This is a genomic window from Bradyrhizobium sp. USDA 4472 (assembly GCF_054058595.1).
The window spans coordinates 6836930-6854306 of sequence record NZ_JBSSAM010000001.1; the positions used below are offsets into that span (position 1 = coordinate 6836930).

Genomic DNA, 17377 nt, shown 5'->3' on the forward strand with positions numbered 1-17377 from the left:
GGCCTGGATCAGCCCACAACTTCGGTGACGGGCTGGAGATCGATCTCAAACGTCTCCAAAAACTTTGAGGTCATGATGTAGAAGCCGACCGACAGCTGGAGCTCGACCAGGGCGGCCGGTGTCAGCTTCGCGGCGATCGCCCTGAAGGTCGCATCCGTCGGCTTCTTCAGCTTGACGATCTCGTCGGTGAAAGCGAGCGCAGCGCGCTGCGTTTCGTCGAAACAATTCGCAGCCTGCCAATTCTCCAGCGCCTCGTTCTGCGCGTCGGTGACGCCGACATTCCTGCCGATGCGCTTGTGCGCGACGATCTCGTACGGCGCCTCGCACAAAATTCCCGTGCGCGTGATCGCGAGCTCGCGCAGCACGGGATCGAGCTCGCCCTTGTGCCTGATTGCGCCGCCGAGACGGCAGTATTGCTCAAAATAGCTCGGCGAGTGCGACATCATGCGGAAGATGTTGGCATTGCGATTCTTTTCGAGAATTTCGCGGGTGCGGTCGGACGCCTTGGAGGGATCGCTGTAGTCGATGCGGGCCATGATTTGCCTCGAGCTTTTGCTGACGTTTTTCTTTGAAGCTTTTGATGCTTATTGTCGTTGTCAGGAACAGATCCCCGAAACTGTATTCGCGCCCGACCTCGGGAGCAACATTATCGAGTCAAAATGCCGCCGCATTGCTGATCGACCTTGGCACAATCGATATTCGCCGCGTGGGGACTTGATTGCGGTGAATACTCGAAGTGGGGTGTTCCGAGTAAAAACAGTTGGCCGTCTGAGCGCTCACCACGCAACGATGCGTCACGCCCAAGTCTAGGGAGAATAGGGTATGAAGGAAGCCACCAAGGGGGCCGCCTCGGAAGCGCTCGTGCATATGCTGGCGGTCATGGCGATGCTCGTCATTGCCAGCATCTTGTTCTACGGGCGTTGAGTTAGTTTCAGCGTTTTCGTCATTCCGGGGTGGCCTTCGCACAAGCCAGGCCCAGAATTCCCGTTCCAGGCTCGGTCTCTCGACCGCCCCCGAATGACGGATCCCTCTCCTGCTTCCTTACAAAGAACGGGACCAGCTTACCGGCAAACGGTTTGAAGCCCACGATCACCTCGTCGCCAATGACGAGATCATTCTCGCCATGGGCCATCATCCGAAAACCCTCGGCGCAATCGACCAGCAGGATGTTGTAGGGCACGTGCGCACGGGTTGCCGGCGTAGCGGCACGGCACACCAGTGAGGTGGCGTAGACCTTGCCCTTGCCGCTGGCGCGCGCCTCGCGCGGACCTGTGCTTCCACAGGCGGCGCAGAAGTCGCGATGGAAATATTGCACATGGCCGCATGAGCTGCAGGTCTGGTAGGTGATGGCCTGTTCGCCCTTGGTCCAGTCCGCCAAGCGATCGCTCATCGCACCCGCTCCAGAAACATGCTGACGTGGGACGACAGCACGCCGCCATCGCCGTGGAGCAGCGCGATTGACGCGTCGCGGACCTGACGGGTAGCCGCCCGCCCCGTCATCTGCAAATGCGCCTCCACCAGATGCGCCATGGCTCCGCCGACGCCGCAATGGCCATAGCTGAGCAAGCCACCATGGGTGTTGAGCGGCAGGGCGCCGTCGCAGCTGAAATGGCCAGATCTTACGCGCGCCGACGCCTCGCCGCGTTTGGCAAGACCGAGGTCTTCCAGCAGCATCGCGAGCGTGATGGTAAAGCTGTCGTAGATCGCGGCGTAGCGCACGTCGGAGATCACAAGCCCCGTGGCCTCCTTGGCGCGGGCGATGGAGATCTCGGCACCAAGCTCGCCAAGAGCGGGGGCGGCCGTCACGTGCTGATGCGTATGCGCCTGGGCGCAGCCGCGAATGCGCACGCCGGCCTCGCCGGTCCGCTCGCGGCTGATGACGAAGGCAGCGCCGCCGTCGGAGACCGGGCAGCAGTCGAGTAATTTGAGCGGCATCGCCACCGGCTTCGAGGCCATGACGTCAGCGACGGTAATGGGATCGTGGAATTGCGCGCCGGGATGGGTGCAGGCATGGGCGCGCATCAGCACCGCGAATTCGGCGAGGTCCTGTTCGGTCACGCCGTATTCGTGCATGTACCTGCTGGCGACGAGGCCGTAATAGGCGGGAATGGTCGGACCGAGCGGCACCTCGTAATCGGGGTGGCCGACCTGCGCCAGCGCCTGGATCGAGGCGTCGCGGCTCTGTCCCGTCAGGCGGTTCTCGCCGGCGACCACGAGCACGTGTCGCGCAACGCCTGCCTCGACGAGGTGATGCGCGAGCATCGTCATCGCGAGCCCCGTCGCGCCGCCGACCTGCACGGCGTGCGCGTAAGACGGCCGGATGCCGAAATGCTCGGCGAACACGGTTGCGAGCATGATGTGCGGTGAGACCGTGGAGTAACCGCAAAGGATGCCGTCGATCTCGGTGCGCTTGAGCCCGGCGTCGTCGAGAGCGAGTTGGGCGGCCTTGCTCATCAGGTGGAGCGAGGATGAGCCTTCGTGCTTGCCGAAAGGTGTGAGGCCGACGCCGGTGACGAAGCTCATGACGCCCCTTCCTGCTCCGGCACCGAACGCGTGACGCCGTCCCGGACCATGGCGGCGATCTCGTCCGCGGAATAGCCGATCTCGCGCAGGATCTCCGCGCCATGCTCGTTGAGCCGTGGCGCGAGCCTGACAGTCTCGGCTTCGGTCTCCGACCAGCTCGCCGTCACCTTCATGCTGCGGATCCGCCCTTCGGTCGGATGGTTCACCACCGGGAAGAAATTTGTCGCTTCGAGATGCTCATCGTGCAGAATCGACGCGAGATCATGCATCGGCATGACGGGCACGTCGGCCTTGGTCAGAAGCTCGATCCAGTCGGCCGTGGTGCGCGTCTCGAAGATGCGGGCGAGTTCGGCGTAGACGATATCGATGTTGGCGGCGCGGCCGGCGAAGGTCGCGAATTTGGGATCGGCACGCAGATCGGTGCGCCCCGTGGCCGCGAAGAAATTCTCCCACTGCTTGTCGTTGTAGACGATGACGCTGAGATAGCCGTCCGACGTCTTGTAGGGCCTGCGGTCGCGCGAGAGATGGCGCGCATAGCCGCCCTTGTCGAGCGGCGGCTCGTAAGTGAGCCCGCCCATATGGTCGCCCATGACGAAGCCGGCCATGGTCTCGAACATCGGGATATCGACCCGCTGGCCGCGGCCTGTGCGGTCGCGATGCACGAGGCTCGCGCAGATTGCGCCGACGGCGGTGAGACCGACGATGCGGTCAACCAGCGCGTTGGGCACGTAGCGCGGCACGCCGTCGCCGGTCTGCGCCATCAGGGCGGGCAGCGCGGTCGCGCCCTGGATCAGGTCGTCATAGGCGGGCTTTGCGGCATAGGGCCCGTCCTGACCGAAGCCGAACACGCCGGCATAGACGAGGCGCGGGTTGATGGCGGAGACGACATCATAGCCGAGTTGAAGCCGCGCCATCGCCTGCGGGCGGACGTTGTAGACGAGCACGTCGGCATCTTTCAGCAGCCGCAGCACGGCGTCGCGCCCCGCGGGCTTTTTCAGATCGAGGCAGATCGAGCGCTTGCTGCGGTTGGTATTGAGGAACACCGGACCCATACCGGTGTGCCGCATCGGGCCGATCAGCCGGGTGACGTCGCCGTCGAGCGATTCCACCTTGATCACGTCGGCACCGTAATCGCCGAGCATCTGGGTCGCATAGGGCCCCATCAGCACGGTGGTCATATCGACGACCTTGATTCCCTTCAGCGGCCCCATGCGTTCGCTCCCGATTGCGCGGGCATTCGAAGCGGCCCGCGATGTCGGACCAGCTAAAGGCAGCGACCGAGCGCGCGCAAGGGCGGCCGGCGTATGGCCGCATGCGGCGATGGCTGCTATTTCTTCTGGCGGGATTCGCGGATTTTCACGAGACGGTCGAGCTCATCGTTCTGCTGGTTGATGCGATCGGCGATGCGCGACTCGTTCTGCTCGCCGGAGGCCGCGGCAGCCTGCTCGATCAGCTGGCGGATATTGTCCTCGAGGATCGCAATGCGGTCGTTGAGTTGATCCATCGAGAGATAGTCGTAGTCGTTGCTCATGATGTGCGTCTCGCCAATCAATCAGGAGCCGTAGGGTGGGCCAAGCGAAGCGGGCCACCATGATCTAACGCAAGAAAAGGGTGGACACGGCGCAGGTGCGCCTTTGCCCACCCTACCAGATCTACTTCAGCGGCTCCAGCACCGAGACGTAGTTGGCAACGGCCGCGCCGCCCATGTTGAAGATGCCGCCGAGTTTTGCATTTTTGAGCTGCATGCCCTCGGGCGCTTGGCCCGCGAGCTGCATTGCGGTCATCACATGCATGGAGACGCCGGTGGCGCCGATCGGGTGGCCCTTGGCCTTGAGGCCGCCGGACGGATTGACCGGCAGCTTGCCGTCCTTAAGCGTCCAGCCTTCCTTGATGGCGCGGGCGCCCTGCCCCCTCGGCGTCAAGCCCATCGCTTCGTACTCGATCAGCTCGGCGACGGTGAAGCAGTCATGGGTCTCGACGAAGGAGAGATCGTTGAGCGTCACCCCCGCCTTTTCCAGCGCGTGCTGCCAGGCCACCGTGCAACCCTCGAACTGGAGGATGTCGCGCTTGGACATCGGCAGGAAATCCTGGGCGTGCGCGGTGGCGCGGAAGCCGACCGACTTGCCCATGGTCTTGGCGGTCTCGGCATCGGCCAGCACCAATGCAGCCGCGCCGTCGGACACCAGCGAGCAATCGGTGCGCTTCAAGGGACCGGCGACATAAGGATTCTTCTCGCTCTCGGCACGGCAGAACTCGAAGCCGAAATCCTTGCGCATCTGGGCGAAGGGATTGGCAACGCCGTTCTTGTGGTTCTTGGCCGCGATCAGCGCCAGTGCATCGGACTGGTCGCCGTATTTCTGGAAATAGGAGCTGGCGATCTTGCCGAACACGCCGGCAAAGCCGCCGACCGTGTCGCCATCCTCCGGCAAGTAAGACGCCTTGAGGAGATTCTTGCCGATCTCCGCCCCCGGGGTACGGGTCATCTGCTCGACCCCGACGACCAGCACGATTCGAGCCGCGCCTGCGGCGATCGCGCGCAGGCCCTGATGCACGGCGGCGGAGCCGGTCGCACAGGCGTTCTCGACGCGGGTCGCCGGCTTGAAGCGCAGCTTCGGGTCGGCCTGGAGCACCAGCGAGGCGGTAAAATCCTGCGCCGAGAAGCCGGCGTTGAAATGGCCGAGCACGATCTCGTCGACGTCGGAGGCCGAAATGCCGGCATCGGCGATCGCCTCATTGGCGACGCGGGTGACGAGGCTTTCGACGGTTTCGGTGTCGAACTTGCCGAACGGCGTGTGCGCCCATCCGACGATGCTGGCGGTCATGATCTTCTCTCCCTGGCGGTCTCTTGCTGACCTAAGTCTTAGCGCAGGGATGGCAAGACTTCACGCAGGTTTAAGGGCCTGGAGGGTGCGCTGGCAGATGGCAGTTATGCCGGCCCAATTTCCGGCCTTGATCTCGGCCGTCGGACACAGCCAGGAACCGCCGACCGCGACCACATTGGGCTCGGCAAGCCAGGTCGCCGCATTGGCCTCGCCGACGCCGCCGGTCGGGCAGAACCGCACATTCGGAAATGGCCCGCCAAGCGAGCGGAGGCCCTTGATGCCGCCGGCCTGCTCGGCGGGGAAGAACTTTGCGACGTCGAAGCCGTAGGACAGCGCCATCATCAGCTCGGACGCCGTGGCAATGCCCGGCGCGAACGGCAAAGAACTGTGCGTGGCGGCCTTGAGCAGATCCGGGGTCAGGCCCGGGCTGATGCCGAACGCCACCCCGAGCTTCTCGACACGGGTGAAATCGGCCGGATTGAGAATGGTGCCGATGCCGACGACCGCGTCGGGGACCTCGGACATGATCGCCCGCGCGGCTTCGATCGCAATGGGGGTGCGCAGGGTCACCTCCAAGGTGCGGACGCCGCCGTCCACCAGGGCTTTTGCCAGCGGCACGGCATCCTGGATCCGCTCGATGGTGAGGACGGGAATGACGGTCGCGGCCTTGAACAGCGCGACGAGGTGGTTCTGTTGGGCGGTCGTGGTCATATCGTGAATCTTATCTCGGAGGTTCGTTTCACTTGGTCGCTTGACGCGTGGTCGCCGGCCGGGGCCGCTTCTTCGGCGGCATGGCATAGCCCGGAATGATGGCGCCAGGATAGCAGATCACGAGGCTGGCGAGGCGATGTCCCGATTGGGCCGCCTCCACCGGATCAGAGCCGCCAAGCCGGGCCGCAATATAGGCCGCCGCAAAGCTGTCGCCGGCCGCCGTGGTGTCAACGACCGGCTTGGTCATTGGTTCGGCGCGGACCTCGCTGGTCCCGCCGGGGAAGCGCAGCATACTGACGGGCTCGGCGAGGCGGAACACCAGTTCTGATGTCGGGATGCGCGCCATCAATTGCTCCGGGCTTTCGCCGGGATAGAGCGCGAGCAGATCCTCGGTCGAGGTCAGCGCGATGTCGGCGGCCGAAAAGGCAGTGGCAAACACCTCACGCGCGACCTCACGATCGGGCCAGCCGCGTGCACGGAAATTGGTGTCGAACACGAAGCGCGTGCCGAGCAGGCGCGCGCGCTTGATCGCCGCAAACAGGCGATCGCGCCCGGCCGCATCGTAGATCGAGAGCGTGATCGCGGAGAGATAGACGACGTCATAGCTCATCAGCGAGTTGAGCAGCTCGTCGGTCTCCGGCAGGCTCATCAGCTGCCGCGCCGCCGCGCTGTCGCGCCAGTGGAAGAACTGGCGCTCGCCGGCGGCATCGAGCTGGATCATGTAGAGGCCCGGCAGCTTGCCCGGCAGCCGCACCACGCGCCGGGTGCCAACGCCCTCGGCATTCCAGGCCGCGATCATCTCTTCGCTCATGCCGTCGTCGCCGAGCGCGGTGAAATAGTCGACCTTGACCTCGAGCCGCGCCAGATACACGGCCGTATTGAGGGTGTCGCCGCCGAAGCCCCGCGAAAACAACCCGCCGCCCTGCCCGCCAGACTGGGCGCCCTGCGCCTGCCGGAGCTCGACCATGCATTCACCGATGCAAGCCACGCTCGCCATCGTCATTTCCATGCTATTCATCTGAAACGATCAGGCGACGAAATTGCCGCCGAGCTCGTCCTCGATGTGGATGCGGATGATATCGTCGAAGGTCTTCTCCTCGGTGGTGAAGCCGAGCTCGCGCGCTCGCTTGGCCTCGAAATTCCGCGGCCAGCCGCCAACGATGCCGACGATGAACGGATCGAGCTCATGCTTGATGCGCGCGGCGACCTTGTCGCCGGCGACGCGCCTCAGCGCAGCGATCTGCTCGCCGACCGTCGCCGAGAAGCCGGGCATGGTCAAATTGCGGCGCGGACCGACCTTGGCCAGGTCCATCGTGCCGGCATGGAGCAGGAAGCCGACGGCGGAGCGCGGCGTGGCGTGCCAGTGGCGGACATCCTCGGACACCGGAAGCACTGCTTCCTTGCCGGCCAGCGGCTCGCGGAGGATGTTGGAGAAGAAGCCCGATGCCGCCTTGTTGGGCAGGCCCGGCCGGATGCAGATGGTCGGCAGGCGGATGCCGATGCCGTCGAGGAAGCCGCGGCGCGAATAATCCGCCAGCAGCAGCTCGCCGATCGCCTTCTGGGTGCCGTAGCTCAAGAGCGGCGTATGGAAGAACTCGTCGCCGATCGCATCCGGGAACGGCGCGCCGAACACTGCGATCGAGGACGTGAACACCACGCGCGGCTTATAGCCGCCGCCGACGAGCCTGATGGCATCGAGCAGCATCCGCGTGCCGTCGAGGTTGATGCGGTAGCCCTTGTCGAAATCGAGCTCGGCTTCGCCCGAGACGATGGCGGCGAGATGGAAGATCACGTCGGGCCGGCCGGCGATCAGCTTTTCGGCAGCACCCGGGACAGCAAAATCGCCCGAGACGGTCTCGACCGGGAAACCGGCTTTTTCCGGTTTCCTGGGCTCGACCACGTCATGCATGGTCAATTTGGTGATGTCGCTCTTGCCGAGCCGGCCGTCGCGCAACAGCCGTTCACACAATTTGCGGCCGACCATGCCGGCTGCGCCCAGAACCAGGATGTGCAAGAGCCTACTCCCTCTTATTGGCCGGAACGCGCCGCACCGGAAACATCATGAAACGTCATGAAACCTCTTGGCGCGTTTTCAGGCAGGCCCCGCGATCATTCCTTCACGGCGCCGGTCATCGCCGACACATAGTACTCTACGAAGAAGGAATAAAGGATAACTACGGGGACCGAGCCAGTCAGGGCCGCCGCCATCAGAGCGCCCCAATGGTAGACGTCGCCGTTGACGAGTTCGGTGATGGCGCCGACCGGAATGGTCTTGTTCTCCGATGAAGAGATGAAGGTCAACGCGTAGATGAATTCGTTCCAGGACAACGTGAAGGCGAAGATCCCCGCCGAGATCACCCCAGGCAGCGACAGCGGCAGGGTGATCTTGGTCAGGATCTGCAGCCGCGTCGCGCCGTCGATCAGCGCGCATTCCTCGAGCTCGTAAGGGATGGTGCGGAAATAGCCCATCAGGAGCCAGGTGCAGAACGGAATCAGGAAGGTCGGATACGTCAGGATCAGCGCGAGATTGCCGTCGAACAGGCCGAGTTGAAACACGATCGCGGCGAGCGGAATGAACAGGATCGAGGGCGGGACGAGATAGCCGAGGAAGATCGCCAGGCCCACATAGCGCGAGCCCTTGTAGCGCAGACGCTCGATCGCGTAGGCCGCACAGACGCTGGCGAACAGCGAGATGAAGGTCGAGGACACCGAGACGATCACGGTGTTCCACATCCACAGCGGATAGTCGGTGTCGAAGAACAGCTTCTTGACGTGCTCGAGCGTCGGATGGGCGATCAGGAACGGATTGTACTTCTCGTAATCGTACATTTCCGCGTCGGGTTTGAACGTCGTCACCGCCATCCAGTAGAACGGAAACAGCAGGAAAAAGATGATCAGGCCGAGCGGGAGATACACCCGGAGAAACTTCCGCGGGAAGCTCTCGAGGTAGTCCATTCCGACGCTCTGGTCGTCTACGGTGCTCATGATCAGTCCCTCCCGCCCTGCTGCCAGCGGGACCGCTGAAGTCCGAAGAAGCTCAACAGGATTGCCGCGACCAGGAACGGGATCATCGCGTTCGAGATCGCGGCGCCCTCGCCGAGATTGCCGCCCGTGATGGCACGCTGGAACGACAGCGTCGCCATCAGATGCGTGGCGTTGATCGGTCCGCCGCGGGTGATGGTGTAGATCAGCTGGAAGTCGGTGAACGTCATCAGCACCGAGAACGTCATCACGACCGCGATGATCGGCGACAGCATCGGCAGCGTGATGTGGCGGAAGCGCTGCAAATTGGTGGCGCCGTCGAGATTCGCGGCCTCGTAGAGCGAGGGGGAGATGGTCTGCAATCCCGCCAAGAGCGTGATGGCGACGAACGGCACGCCCCGCCAGATATTGGCGATCACGACCGACCAGCGGGCATTCCAGGGATCGCCGAGGAAATCGATGTAGTGGCTCAGAAGGCCGGCCTTGATCAGCACCCAGGAGACGATCGAAAACTGGCTGTCATAGATCCACCAGAACGCGATCGCCGACAGCACGGTCGGCACGACGAAAGGCAAGAGCACGATGGCGCGGACCATCGACTTGAACGGCAGCCGCTCGTTGAGCAGCAGGGCCAGATAAAGCCCGATCGCGAATTTCACGATGCTCGCAAACACCGTGTAGAAAATGGTGTTGAAGACCGACAGCCAGAACACGCTGTCCTTGGACAGCGAGACGAAGTTCTGGAAGCCGATGTAACGGCCGACGCCGCCGATCTTGGTGTCGGTCATGCCGAGCCAGAATCCGAGCGCCAGCGGGTAAGCCAGAAACAGGATCAGGATGGCGATCGCCGGCACCATGAACATGGCGCCGAGAAAATTCCGGCTTTCGAACGCCCTGCTCCACAAACTGCTGGGCTTGACGTGCGCGGCCACGGGCTCGGCGATAACGGCCATGTCGGACTCCCCTTAGAGAACGACGGCGGCGGCGCCCGGCAGGTGAGCGCCGCCGCCGTAGCGGATCAGACCTGGTAGTAGCGCTTGGCGCGCTCGGCAGCGCGTTTCGCAGCTTCCTGCGGCGTGGCCGAGCCGGAGGCGGCTTCCGCGAACATGTCGACCACGACGAAGTCGCCCATGACGGCGGCCGAGGCGTAGCCGAGATCACCGGCATAGCCGTTGTCCAGGCAGCGCTTGAGGCAGTCGCGGTACGGCGTGATCTTGGGGTCGGAGGTCCAGACCGGGTTGTCATTGTAGGCCGGGAGCGGCGGCGAGACGTAGCCGTTGGAGGCGACCTCCCAGGCGTCGTAGTTCTCCTTGTCCATCATGAACTTGATGTATTCCTTGACGGCCTTCGGGTACTTCGAGTGCTTGTAGCCGTAATAGACCAGGATGTTCTGCTGCTCGGTCGGCTTGCCCACGGGGCCGACCGGCATCGGCGCGTGGTTCATGTCCTTGGCGATCTCCTGCTGCTTCGGATCAGGAGAGGTCTTGCCGACGGTCCAGATCGAGATGCCGTTCAGGGTGAGGCTGATCTCGCCGTTGAGGAAGGCCTTGTTGTTGTTCGAGTCGTTCCACGACAGCACGCCCGGAATGAACGTCGCATAGAGCTGCTTGACGTATTCGAGCGCCGCGATCGTCTCGGGCGCATCGAGCACGACCTCGTTCTTCTCGTTGACGACCTTGCCGCCGAACGCCCATAGCGCCCACTGGCACCAGCCGTTGGCGTCGCCCGTGGCATGACCGAGCGCGAAGCCGGCCGGCGTGTTGTTCTTCTTCAGCGCCTGGCAAAGCTTGAGGAAGCCGTCCGTGTCCTTGGGGAATTCCTCGAAGCCCGCAGCCTTCACGTGGCTGATGCGGTAGTTGAGGCAGCCACCGGTGGCGCCTTGCGGAATCGCGATCCAGCCATTGCCCTTCTTGCCGTACTTCTGGGCGACCGGATACCAGCCGCCATACTGGGCGCCGAGATAGTCGGCGACGTCGGTGACGTCGATCAGCTTTTCCGGGAATTTGTGGGGATCATCGAGCGTGCCGATGATGAGATCGGGGCCGGCGCCGACATTGGCTGCGACCGCGGCTTTCGGACGAATGTCCTCCCAGCTTTCGGCCTCGAGCTTCACCTTGACGCCGGTCTTCTCGGAAAACTTCTTGGTCTGCTCAGCGAACTTGTCGAACTCGGCCTGGATGAACTGCTTCCAGCGCAGCACGCGAATGGAGGCATTCGGCTCCGGCGTGTTGGTCCACTCCGCAGCCCGGACGGGGACGATCCCTGGGCCGGCGAGCAGAGCTGCGCCGCCCAGGCTGGCTTTAAGCACACTACGCCTGTTGAAATCGGTCATCGTTCTCTCCCTGTTTTTTTATATTTGTATCGGTCCGTCTTTATGTCGCTACATGCGCTTACCGGTCGCCTCGTCGAACAAGTGAACCACGGACGGATCGGGCTTCAGCCGGACCTTGTCGCCCGGGTTGAACTGATGACGCTCGCGGAACACGGCCACCACCTGCTCGCCGCCGAGCTTTGCAAACACCTGCGTTTCGGACCCGGTCGGCTCGACGACCACGATCTCGGCATCGGCGCCGTCGTCGGCGATGGTGAAATGCTCAGGGCGGACGCCGTAGACGACGGGCTTGCCGTCGGAGCCGGCCGGCACGCTCTTCAGCGGCAGCTTGACACCGTTCGGACCTTCGAAGGTGGCGACGCCGTTGACCCGCACGTGGCCCTTGAGGAAGTTCATCGCGGGCGAGCCGATGAAGCCGGCGACGAACTGGTTTTCCGGCTTGTCGTAGAGCTCGAGCGGCGTACCCATCTGCTCGACGATGCCGTCATGCATGACGACGATCTTGTCGGCCATGGTCATGGCCTCGATCTGGTCGTGGGTCACGTAGACGGTCGTGGTCTTGAGCCGCTGATGCAGCTCCTTGATCTCGGTGCGCATGGCGACGCGCAACTTGGCGTCGAGGTTCGACAAGGGTTCGTCGAACAGGAACACCTGGGGATCGCGCACGATGGCACGGCCCATGGCAACGCGCTGGCGCTGGCCGCCGGAGAGCTGGCGGGGATAGCGATCCAGCAGCGGCGACAGCGCGAGGATTTCAGCGGCGCGCTTGACGCGCTTGCTGATCTCGTCGGAGCTGGCGTTCCGCAGCTTCAGCGAGAAGCCCATGTTCTCGCCGACCGTCATGTGCGGATAGAGCGCGTAGTTCTGGAACACCATCGCAATGTCCCGCTCCTTGGGCTGGACATTGTTGACGACGCGGTCGCCGATCGAGATCGTGCCGGAGGTGATGTTTTCGAGGCCCGCGAGCATGCGAAGCAGCGTCGACTTGCCGCAGCCGGAGGGGCCAACAAGAACGACGAACTGGCCATCCTCGATCGGAATCGAGACGCCGTGCAGGACTTCAAAATTGCCGAACGATTTCCGCACGTCGCGGATTTGCACAGACGACATCTAGCTCCCTCCTCCGACTTAGACGACGCAACTGTCGCGCCGCCACCGTCTTGTTTTTTCTGAACTTCGCCGAACCGAAGCCCCTCTTAGCAGGTGGCATTGTCGGCAGTTTGTGCGGATTTGGCAATTTGTCTTTGGTTAGTCGCTGCTGGTAGCGCTGTCAACGATCCTTTGTTTGGGCAAGCGGCTGTGTTATGAGCAACAAATGGGTCGAAAGCGCACCAAGTCTGGCAAGATTCGGTTGGCGGAAGTGGCCGAGCTGGCCGGCGTCAGCCCGATTACAGCCTCGCGCTTCTTCCGCAATCCCGAGGCGTTGTCGCTGGCCAAGCGGACGCGGGTCGAAAGCGCGGCCCGCGAGCTCGGCTACGTGCCCAACCTTGCGGCACGCGCGCTGGCCTCCCAGCGCACCGAAGTGATCGGTGTCCTGATTCCATCACTGACCAACAACGTATTCTCGGACGTGCTGCGCGGCATCTATGATGCCTCCGAAGGCAGCCGCTACTCGATCCAATTGTCCAACACGCGCTACAGCATTCTCCAGGAGGAGAAGCTGTTGCGCCTGTTTCTGGCGCAGAAGCCGGCGGGTCTGATCGTCACAGGCATCGACCAGACCGCGGAATCGCGCGCGATGCTCGAGGCGGCCGACTGCCCGATCATCCAGATCATGGAAATCGGCCCTGATCCCGTCGACATGATGATTGGCTTTTCTCATTTTGACGCCGCGCGCGCGGCGATAGCCCATTTGTTCGCACAGGGCCATCGCAAGATCGGCTTCGTTGGGGCGCGCATGGACCCGCGGGTTCAACGCCGGCTCGATGGCTACGTGGTTGCCATGAAGGACGCCGGCCTCTACGACCAAAGACTGATCGTGACCACGGCGACGCCGACCTCGGTAACGCTCGGCGGCGCGCTGTTCGCCGATCTGCTCGCACGCGAATCCGGCATCGACTCGGTGTTCTGCGCCAATGACGACCTTGCGCTCGGCGTTCTCTTTGAATGCCGACGCCGTGAGATCGCGGTCCCCGATCAGATCGCGATCGTCGGCTTCAACGATCTCGAATTCATGGCCGCCTCGGTGCCGACGCTGACCAGTGTGCGGACCAATCGTTACGAGATGGGCAGCGCGGCTGCTGCGATGCTGATCGAGGCGATCGAAGGCAAGCGGCCGGACCAGCCCGTGCTGGATCTCGGCTTTACCGTGATCGAGCGGCAGAGTTCGCAGACGCAGCGGTCGGGCCTCAGCCCTCGCCTCCCGGGGCGGGCCCCCGCCGTACAAAATGATAGCGTTACCAACGAGCCGTGAGTAGTATCGCAACTATGAGAAACGTTCGCCAGCAGGCGGGCCGTCATACCATGCTCGCGCTGCCGGGCATCGCACCGATCGACATCCCCGACGTCGCCCGCTGCGTTTGCATTGAAGGAGAAACCAATGACAAAAAAGCCAACCAATGGGCATGCGTCCGCCGGTAACGGGGCCCGCCGCCACCTTCGCTCGCAGGACTGGTTCAACAACCCGCACAATCCGGGCATGACCGCGCTCTATATGGAGCGCTACCTCAACTTTGGCCTCACCCGCGCCGAGCTGCAGTCGGGCAAGCCGATCATCGGCATCGCCCAGACCGGCAACGACCTCTCCCCCTGCAACCGCCATCATATCGAGCTCGCCCATCGCGTCCGCGAGGGCATCCGCGAGGCCGGCGGCATTGCCATGGAATTCCCGACCCACCCGATCCAGGAGACCGGCAAGCGCCCGACCGCGGCGCTCGACCGCAACCTCGCTTATCTCGGCCTGGTCGAGGTCCTCTACGGCTATCCGCTCGACGGCGTGGTGCTGACCACCGGTTGCGACAAGACCACGCCCGCCTGCATGATGGCGGCGGCGACCGTCAACCTGCCCGCGATCGTGCTGTCGGGCGGCCCGATGCTGAACGGCTGGCATGAGGGTGAGCGCACCGGCTCCGGCACGATCGTCTGGAAGTCGCGCGAAAGGCTCGCCGCCGGCGAGATCGACTATGAAGAGTTCATGGAGATCGTGGCGTCCTCGGCACCTTCGGTCGGCCATTGCAACACCATGGGCACGGCCTCGACCATGAACGCGCTCGCGGAAGCACTCGGTTTCTCGCTGCCGGGCTGCGCGGCGATCCCGGCGCCCTATCGCGAGCGCGGCCAGATCGCCTACGAGACCGGCAAGCGCATCGTCGACATGGTCTGGGAGGATCTGAAACCCTCGGATTTCCTGACCCGCAAGGCGTTCGAGAACTGCATCGTGGTGAATTCGGCGATCGGCGGCTCGACCAATGCACCGATCCACATCAACGCGCTCGCGCGCCACATCGGCGTCGAGCTCTCGATCGACGACTGGCAGAAATTCGGCCACGACGTGCCGCTCTTGGTCAACCTCCAGCCGGCCGGCTTCTATCTCGGCGAGGAATTCCATCGCGCCGGCGGCGTGCCCGCCGTGATCCGCGAACTCATGGAGCACAAGCGCATCCATGAGGACGCGCTCACCGTCAACGGCCGCGGCATCGGCGAGAACTGCGCGAATGCGCCCAAGCCCGATCAGGACGTGATCTGGGCCTACGACAAGCCGATGGTGAAGGATGCCGGCTTCCTGGTGCTGCGCGGCAATCTCTTCGATTCCGCGATCATGAAGACCAGCGTGATCTCGAAGGAGTTCCGCGAGCGCTATCTGAGCAACCCGAAGGACCTGAACGCGTTCGAAGGACGCGCGGTCGTGTTCGAGGGGCCGGAGGATTATCACGAACGGATTGAGGATCCCGCGCTCGGCATCGACGAGCACTGCGTGCTGTTCATCCGCGGCACAGGCCCGATCGGCTATCCTGGTGGCGCCGAGGTCGTGAACATGCAGCCGCCGGCCGCGCTGATCAAACGCGGCATCCTCGCCCTGCCCTGCATCGGCGACGGCCGCCAGTCCGGCACCTCGGGCTCGCCATCGATCCTCAACGCCTCGCCGGAAGCCGCGGCCAATGGCGGGCTTGCGGTGCTCCAGACCGGTGACAGGGTCCGCATCGACCTCAACAAGGGCAGCGCCAACATCCTGATCTCGGACGAGGAGCTGAAGAAGCGCCACGCCCAGCTGAAGGCCGCCGGCGGATTCAAGCATCCGCCGAACCAGACGCCGTGGCAGCAGATCTACCGCGATACCGTCGGCCAGCACGAGACCGGCGCCTGCGTGGAACTCGCCACGCGGTACCAGAACGTCGCCTCGGCGTTCGGCGTGCCGCGGGATAATCACTGACCACGCGTCATTGCGAGGAGCGAAGCGACGAAGCAATCCAGTCTGCACCCATCGGTAAGATTCTGGATTGCTTCGCTTCGCTCGCAATGACGGCATAACGATCAGATTCAAGGTGAGGAGAACAAGAACATGGCAGACCGCCTCAAGGGCAAGCGCGCCGTCATCACGGCCGCAGCGGCAGGCATCGGGCGCGCATGCGCCCTCGCATTCGCGCGTGAAGGCGCAACCGTCATCGCCACCGACATCAACGAAGCAGGCATCGCTGAACTGACCAAGGAAGGCATCGCCGAGGCCGCCAAACTCGACGTCCGCAACACCGCCGACGTCAATGCCTTTGCCAAGCGGACCGGCCGGATCGACATCCTGCTCAACGCGGCCGGCTTCGTGCATCACGGCACGATCCTGGAATGTTCGGAAGAGGATTTTGATTTTTCGTTCGACCTCAACGTCAAGTCGATGCACCGGACCATCAAGGCCTTCCTGCCCGAGATGATCGCGGGCGGTGGCGGCAGCATCGTCAACATCTCGTCCTGCGCCGCGTTGCGGCCGCCGGCAAACCGCTACGTCTACAGCTCCTCGAAAGCTGCAGTGTCGCTGCTGACCCGCGCGGTCGCGCTCGACTTCATCACCAAGGGCATCCGTTGCAACTCGATCTGCCCCGGCACCGTCGAGACCCCCTCGATGCTGGACCGCGCCGCCGCGCAGGGACCGCAGGGCAAGGAGATGTTCATCTCCCGGCAGAAGATGGGCCGGCTCGGCACTGCCGACGAAATCGCCAACATGGCGATCTATCTCGGCAGCGACGAGAGCGCGTTCACCACCGGCGTCGACCTGGTCGTCGATGGCGGCTACATGCTCTGACGCCTAAGGAATCGAGCAGGATCGGGCCGCATGAACAAGATCGATCTCGACGGCCGCATCGCCGTGGTCACAGGCGGCGCTCAGGGCTTCGGCCGCGCCATCACCGAGCGCTTTGTCGCTTCCGGTGCCCGGGTCGCGATCTGGGACTTTGACGCTGCGCTCGCCGAGAAGACCGCAAAGGACATCGGCGACAATGTCCGCGTCTTCAAGGTCGACGTCACCGACACCGCGGGCGTCGAGCAGGCGCGCGATGCGACGCTCGCGGCCTTCGGCAGGATCGACATTCTCGTCAACAATGCCGGAATCGCCGGCGTCAACAAGCCGGTCTGGGAAACCGACCTCGATGAATGGCGCAAGGTGCTGCGCATCAACCTCGACGGCCCGTTCATCGTCTGCAAGGCGATCGTGCCTGTCATGCTCGAGCAGAAGTACGGGCGGATCGTGAACATCGCCTCGATCGCCGGCAAGGAAGGCAATCCGAACGCCTCGCACTATTCGGCCTCCAAGGCCGGCCTGATCGCGCTGACGAAGTCGCTCGGCAAGGAGCTTGCCGCCCACGACATTCTCGTGAATGCGGTGACGCCGGCGGCAGCCAAGACCGCGATCTTCGACCAGATGACGCAGCAGCATATCGAGTTCATGCTGGCGAAAATCCCCAAGGCGCGTTTCGTGCTGGTGGAAGAGCTGGCGGCGATGGTCGCCTGGCTTGCATCCGAAGACTGCGCCTTCTCGACCGGCGCGGTTTTCGACATCTCAGGCGGACGCGCAACCTATTGA

General features: G+C 63.6%; 16 protein-coding genes and 1 pseudogene. 4 read left to right on the top strand and 13 right to left on the bottom strand.

Translation table 11 applies throughout. The annotated features are described in order from the left end of the window. Positions 1–8: 8 nt before the first annotated feature. From ACVWZ4_RS32290 to ACVWZ4_RS32350, 13 genes and pseudogenes are all read right to left on the bottom strand, one after another. On the bottom strand, positions 9–536 hold the full coding sequence (locus ACVWZ4_RS32290; RefSeq protein WP_456703136.1) for a carboxymuconolactone decarboxylase family protein: 528 nt from the start codon (positions 534–536) through the stop codon (positions 9–11). 503 nt (positions 537–1039) lie between these two features. Then, positions 1040–1390: pseudogene (locus ACVWZ4_RS32295) on the bottom strand (Zn-ribbon domain-containing OB-fold protein); the annotation flags it as partial. Continuing rightward, entirely contained in the window at positions 1387–2523 is a 1137-nt protein-coding gene (locus ACVWZ4_RS32300; protein WP_456734866.1) for a thiolase family protein, read from the bottom strand. The pseudogene ACVWZ4_RS32295 and the gene ACVWZ4_RS32300, both read right to left, overlap by 4 nt. Beyond that, entirely contained in the window at positions 2520–3734 is a 1215-nt protein-coding gene (locus ACVWZ4_RS32305) for a CaiB/BaiF CoA transferase family protein (RefSeq protein WP_456738521.1), read from the bottom strand. The genes ACVWZ4_RS32300 and ACVWZ4_RS32305 overlap by 4 nt, the downstream gene beginning before the upstream one ends. 116 nt (positions 3735–3850) lie before the next feature. Continuing rightward, positions 3851–4054, bottom strand: a complete 204-nt coding sequence (locus ACVWZ4_RS32310; protein WP_092230548.1) for a hypothetical protein — start codon at positions 4052–4054, stop codon at positions 3851–3853. Positions 4055–4175: 121 nt separating this feature from the next. After that, positions 4176–5345 (bottom strand): acetyl-CoA acetyltransferase, encoded by a 1170-nt coding sequence (locus ACVWZ4_RS32315; protein WP_456703131.1) that lies wholly within the window; start codon positions 5343–5345, stop codon positions 4176–4178. A 60-nt stretch (positions 5346–5405) separates the two neighbouring features. Beyond that, on the bottom strand, positions 5406–6056 hold the full coding sequence (gene eda / locus ACVWZ4_RS32320) for a bifunctional 4-hydroxy-2-oxoglutarate aldolase/2-dehydro-3-deoxy-phosphogluconate aldolase (RefSeq protein ID WP_456741948.1): 651 nt from the start codon (positions 6054–6056) through the stop codon (positions 5406–5408). 28 nt (positions 6057–6084) lie between these two features. Beyond that, entirely contained in the window at positions 6085–7053 is a 969-nt protein-coding gene (locus ACVWZ4_RS32325; protein ID WP_456741949.1) for a sugar kinase, read from the bottom strand. Positions 7054–7083: 30 nt separating this feature from the next. Continuing rightward, entirely contained in the window at positions 7084–8070 is a 987-nt protein-coding gene (gene denD, locus ACVWZ4_RS32330) for a D-erythronate dehydrogenase (RefSeq protein ID WP_456734863.1), read from the bottom strand. Positions 8071–8165: 95 nt separating this feature from the next. Further along, complete coding sequence (locus ACVWZ4_RS32335) at positions 8166–9041, bottom strand: carbohydrate ABC transporter permease (RefSeq protein WP_092230404.1); 876 nt, start codon at positions 9039–9041, stop codon at positions 8166–8168. Between the two features lie 2 nt (positions 9042–9043). After that, positions 9044–9991 carry a carbohydrate ABC transporter permease gene (locus tag ACVWZ4_RS32340; protein WP_456703127.1) on the bottom strand — a complete coding sequence of 316 codons (948 nt, stop codon included), beginning with the start codon at positions 9989–9991 and terminating at the stop codon, positions 9044–9046. Between the two features lie 65 nt (positions 9992–10056). After that, a complete protein-coding gene (locus ACVWZ4_RS32345) occupies positions 10057–11370 on the bottom strand; it encodes an ABC transporter substrate-binding protein (protein ID WP_456703126.1) in 1314 nt (437 codons plus the stop codon). 48 nt (positions 11371–11418) lie between these two features. Next, complete coding sequence (locus ACVWZ4_RS32350; RefSeq protein ID WP_092230398.1) at positions 11419–12480, bottom strand: ABC transporter ATP-binding protein; 1062 nt, start codon at positions 12478–12480, stop codon at positions 11419–11421. Positions 12481–12685: 205 nt separating this feature from the next. On the opposite strand from ACVWZ4_RS32350, the gene gntR reads away from it, so the two are divergent. From gntR to ACVWZ4_RS32370, 4 genes are all read left to right on the top strand, one after another. After that, positions 12686–13783: an HTH-type transcriptional regulator GntR gene (gene gntR, locus ACVWZ4_RS32355; protein WP_456738520.1), complete on the top strand. Its 1098-nt coding sequence runs from the start codon at positions 12686–12688 to the stop codon at positions 13781–13783. Between the two features lie 126 nt (positions 13784–13909). Continuing rightward, the gene (locus ACVWZ4_RS32360; protein WP_456703123.1) at positions 13910–15739 is read left to right on the top strand and encodes an IlvD/Edd family dehydratase; all 1830 of its coding nucleotides are present in this window, start codon (positions 13910–13912) and stop codon (positions 15737–15739) included. 129 nt (positions 15740–15868) lie between these two features. Beyond that, entirely contained in the window at positions 15869–16600 is a 732-nt protein-coding gene (locus ACVWZ4_RS32365) for an SDR family oxidoreductase (RefSeq protein WP_456763626.1), read from the top strand. 30 nt (positions 16601–16630) lie between these two features. Further along, on the top strand, positions 16631–17377 hold the full coding sequence (locus tag ACVWZ4_RS32370; RefSeq protein ID WP_456741950.1) for an SDR family NAD(P)-dependent oxidoreductase: 747 nt from the start codon (positions 16631–16633) through the stop codon (positions 17375–17377).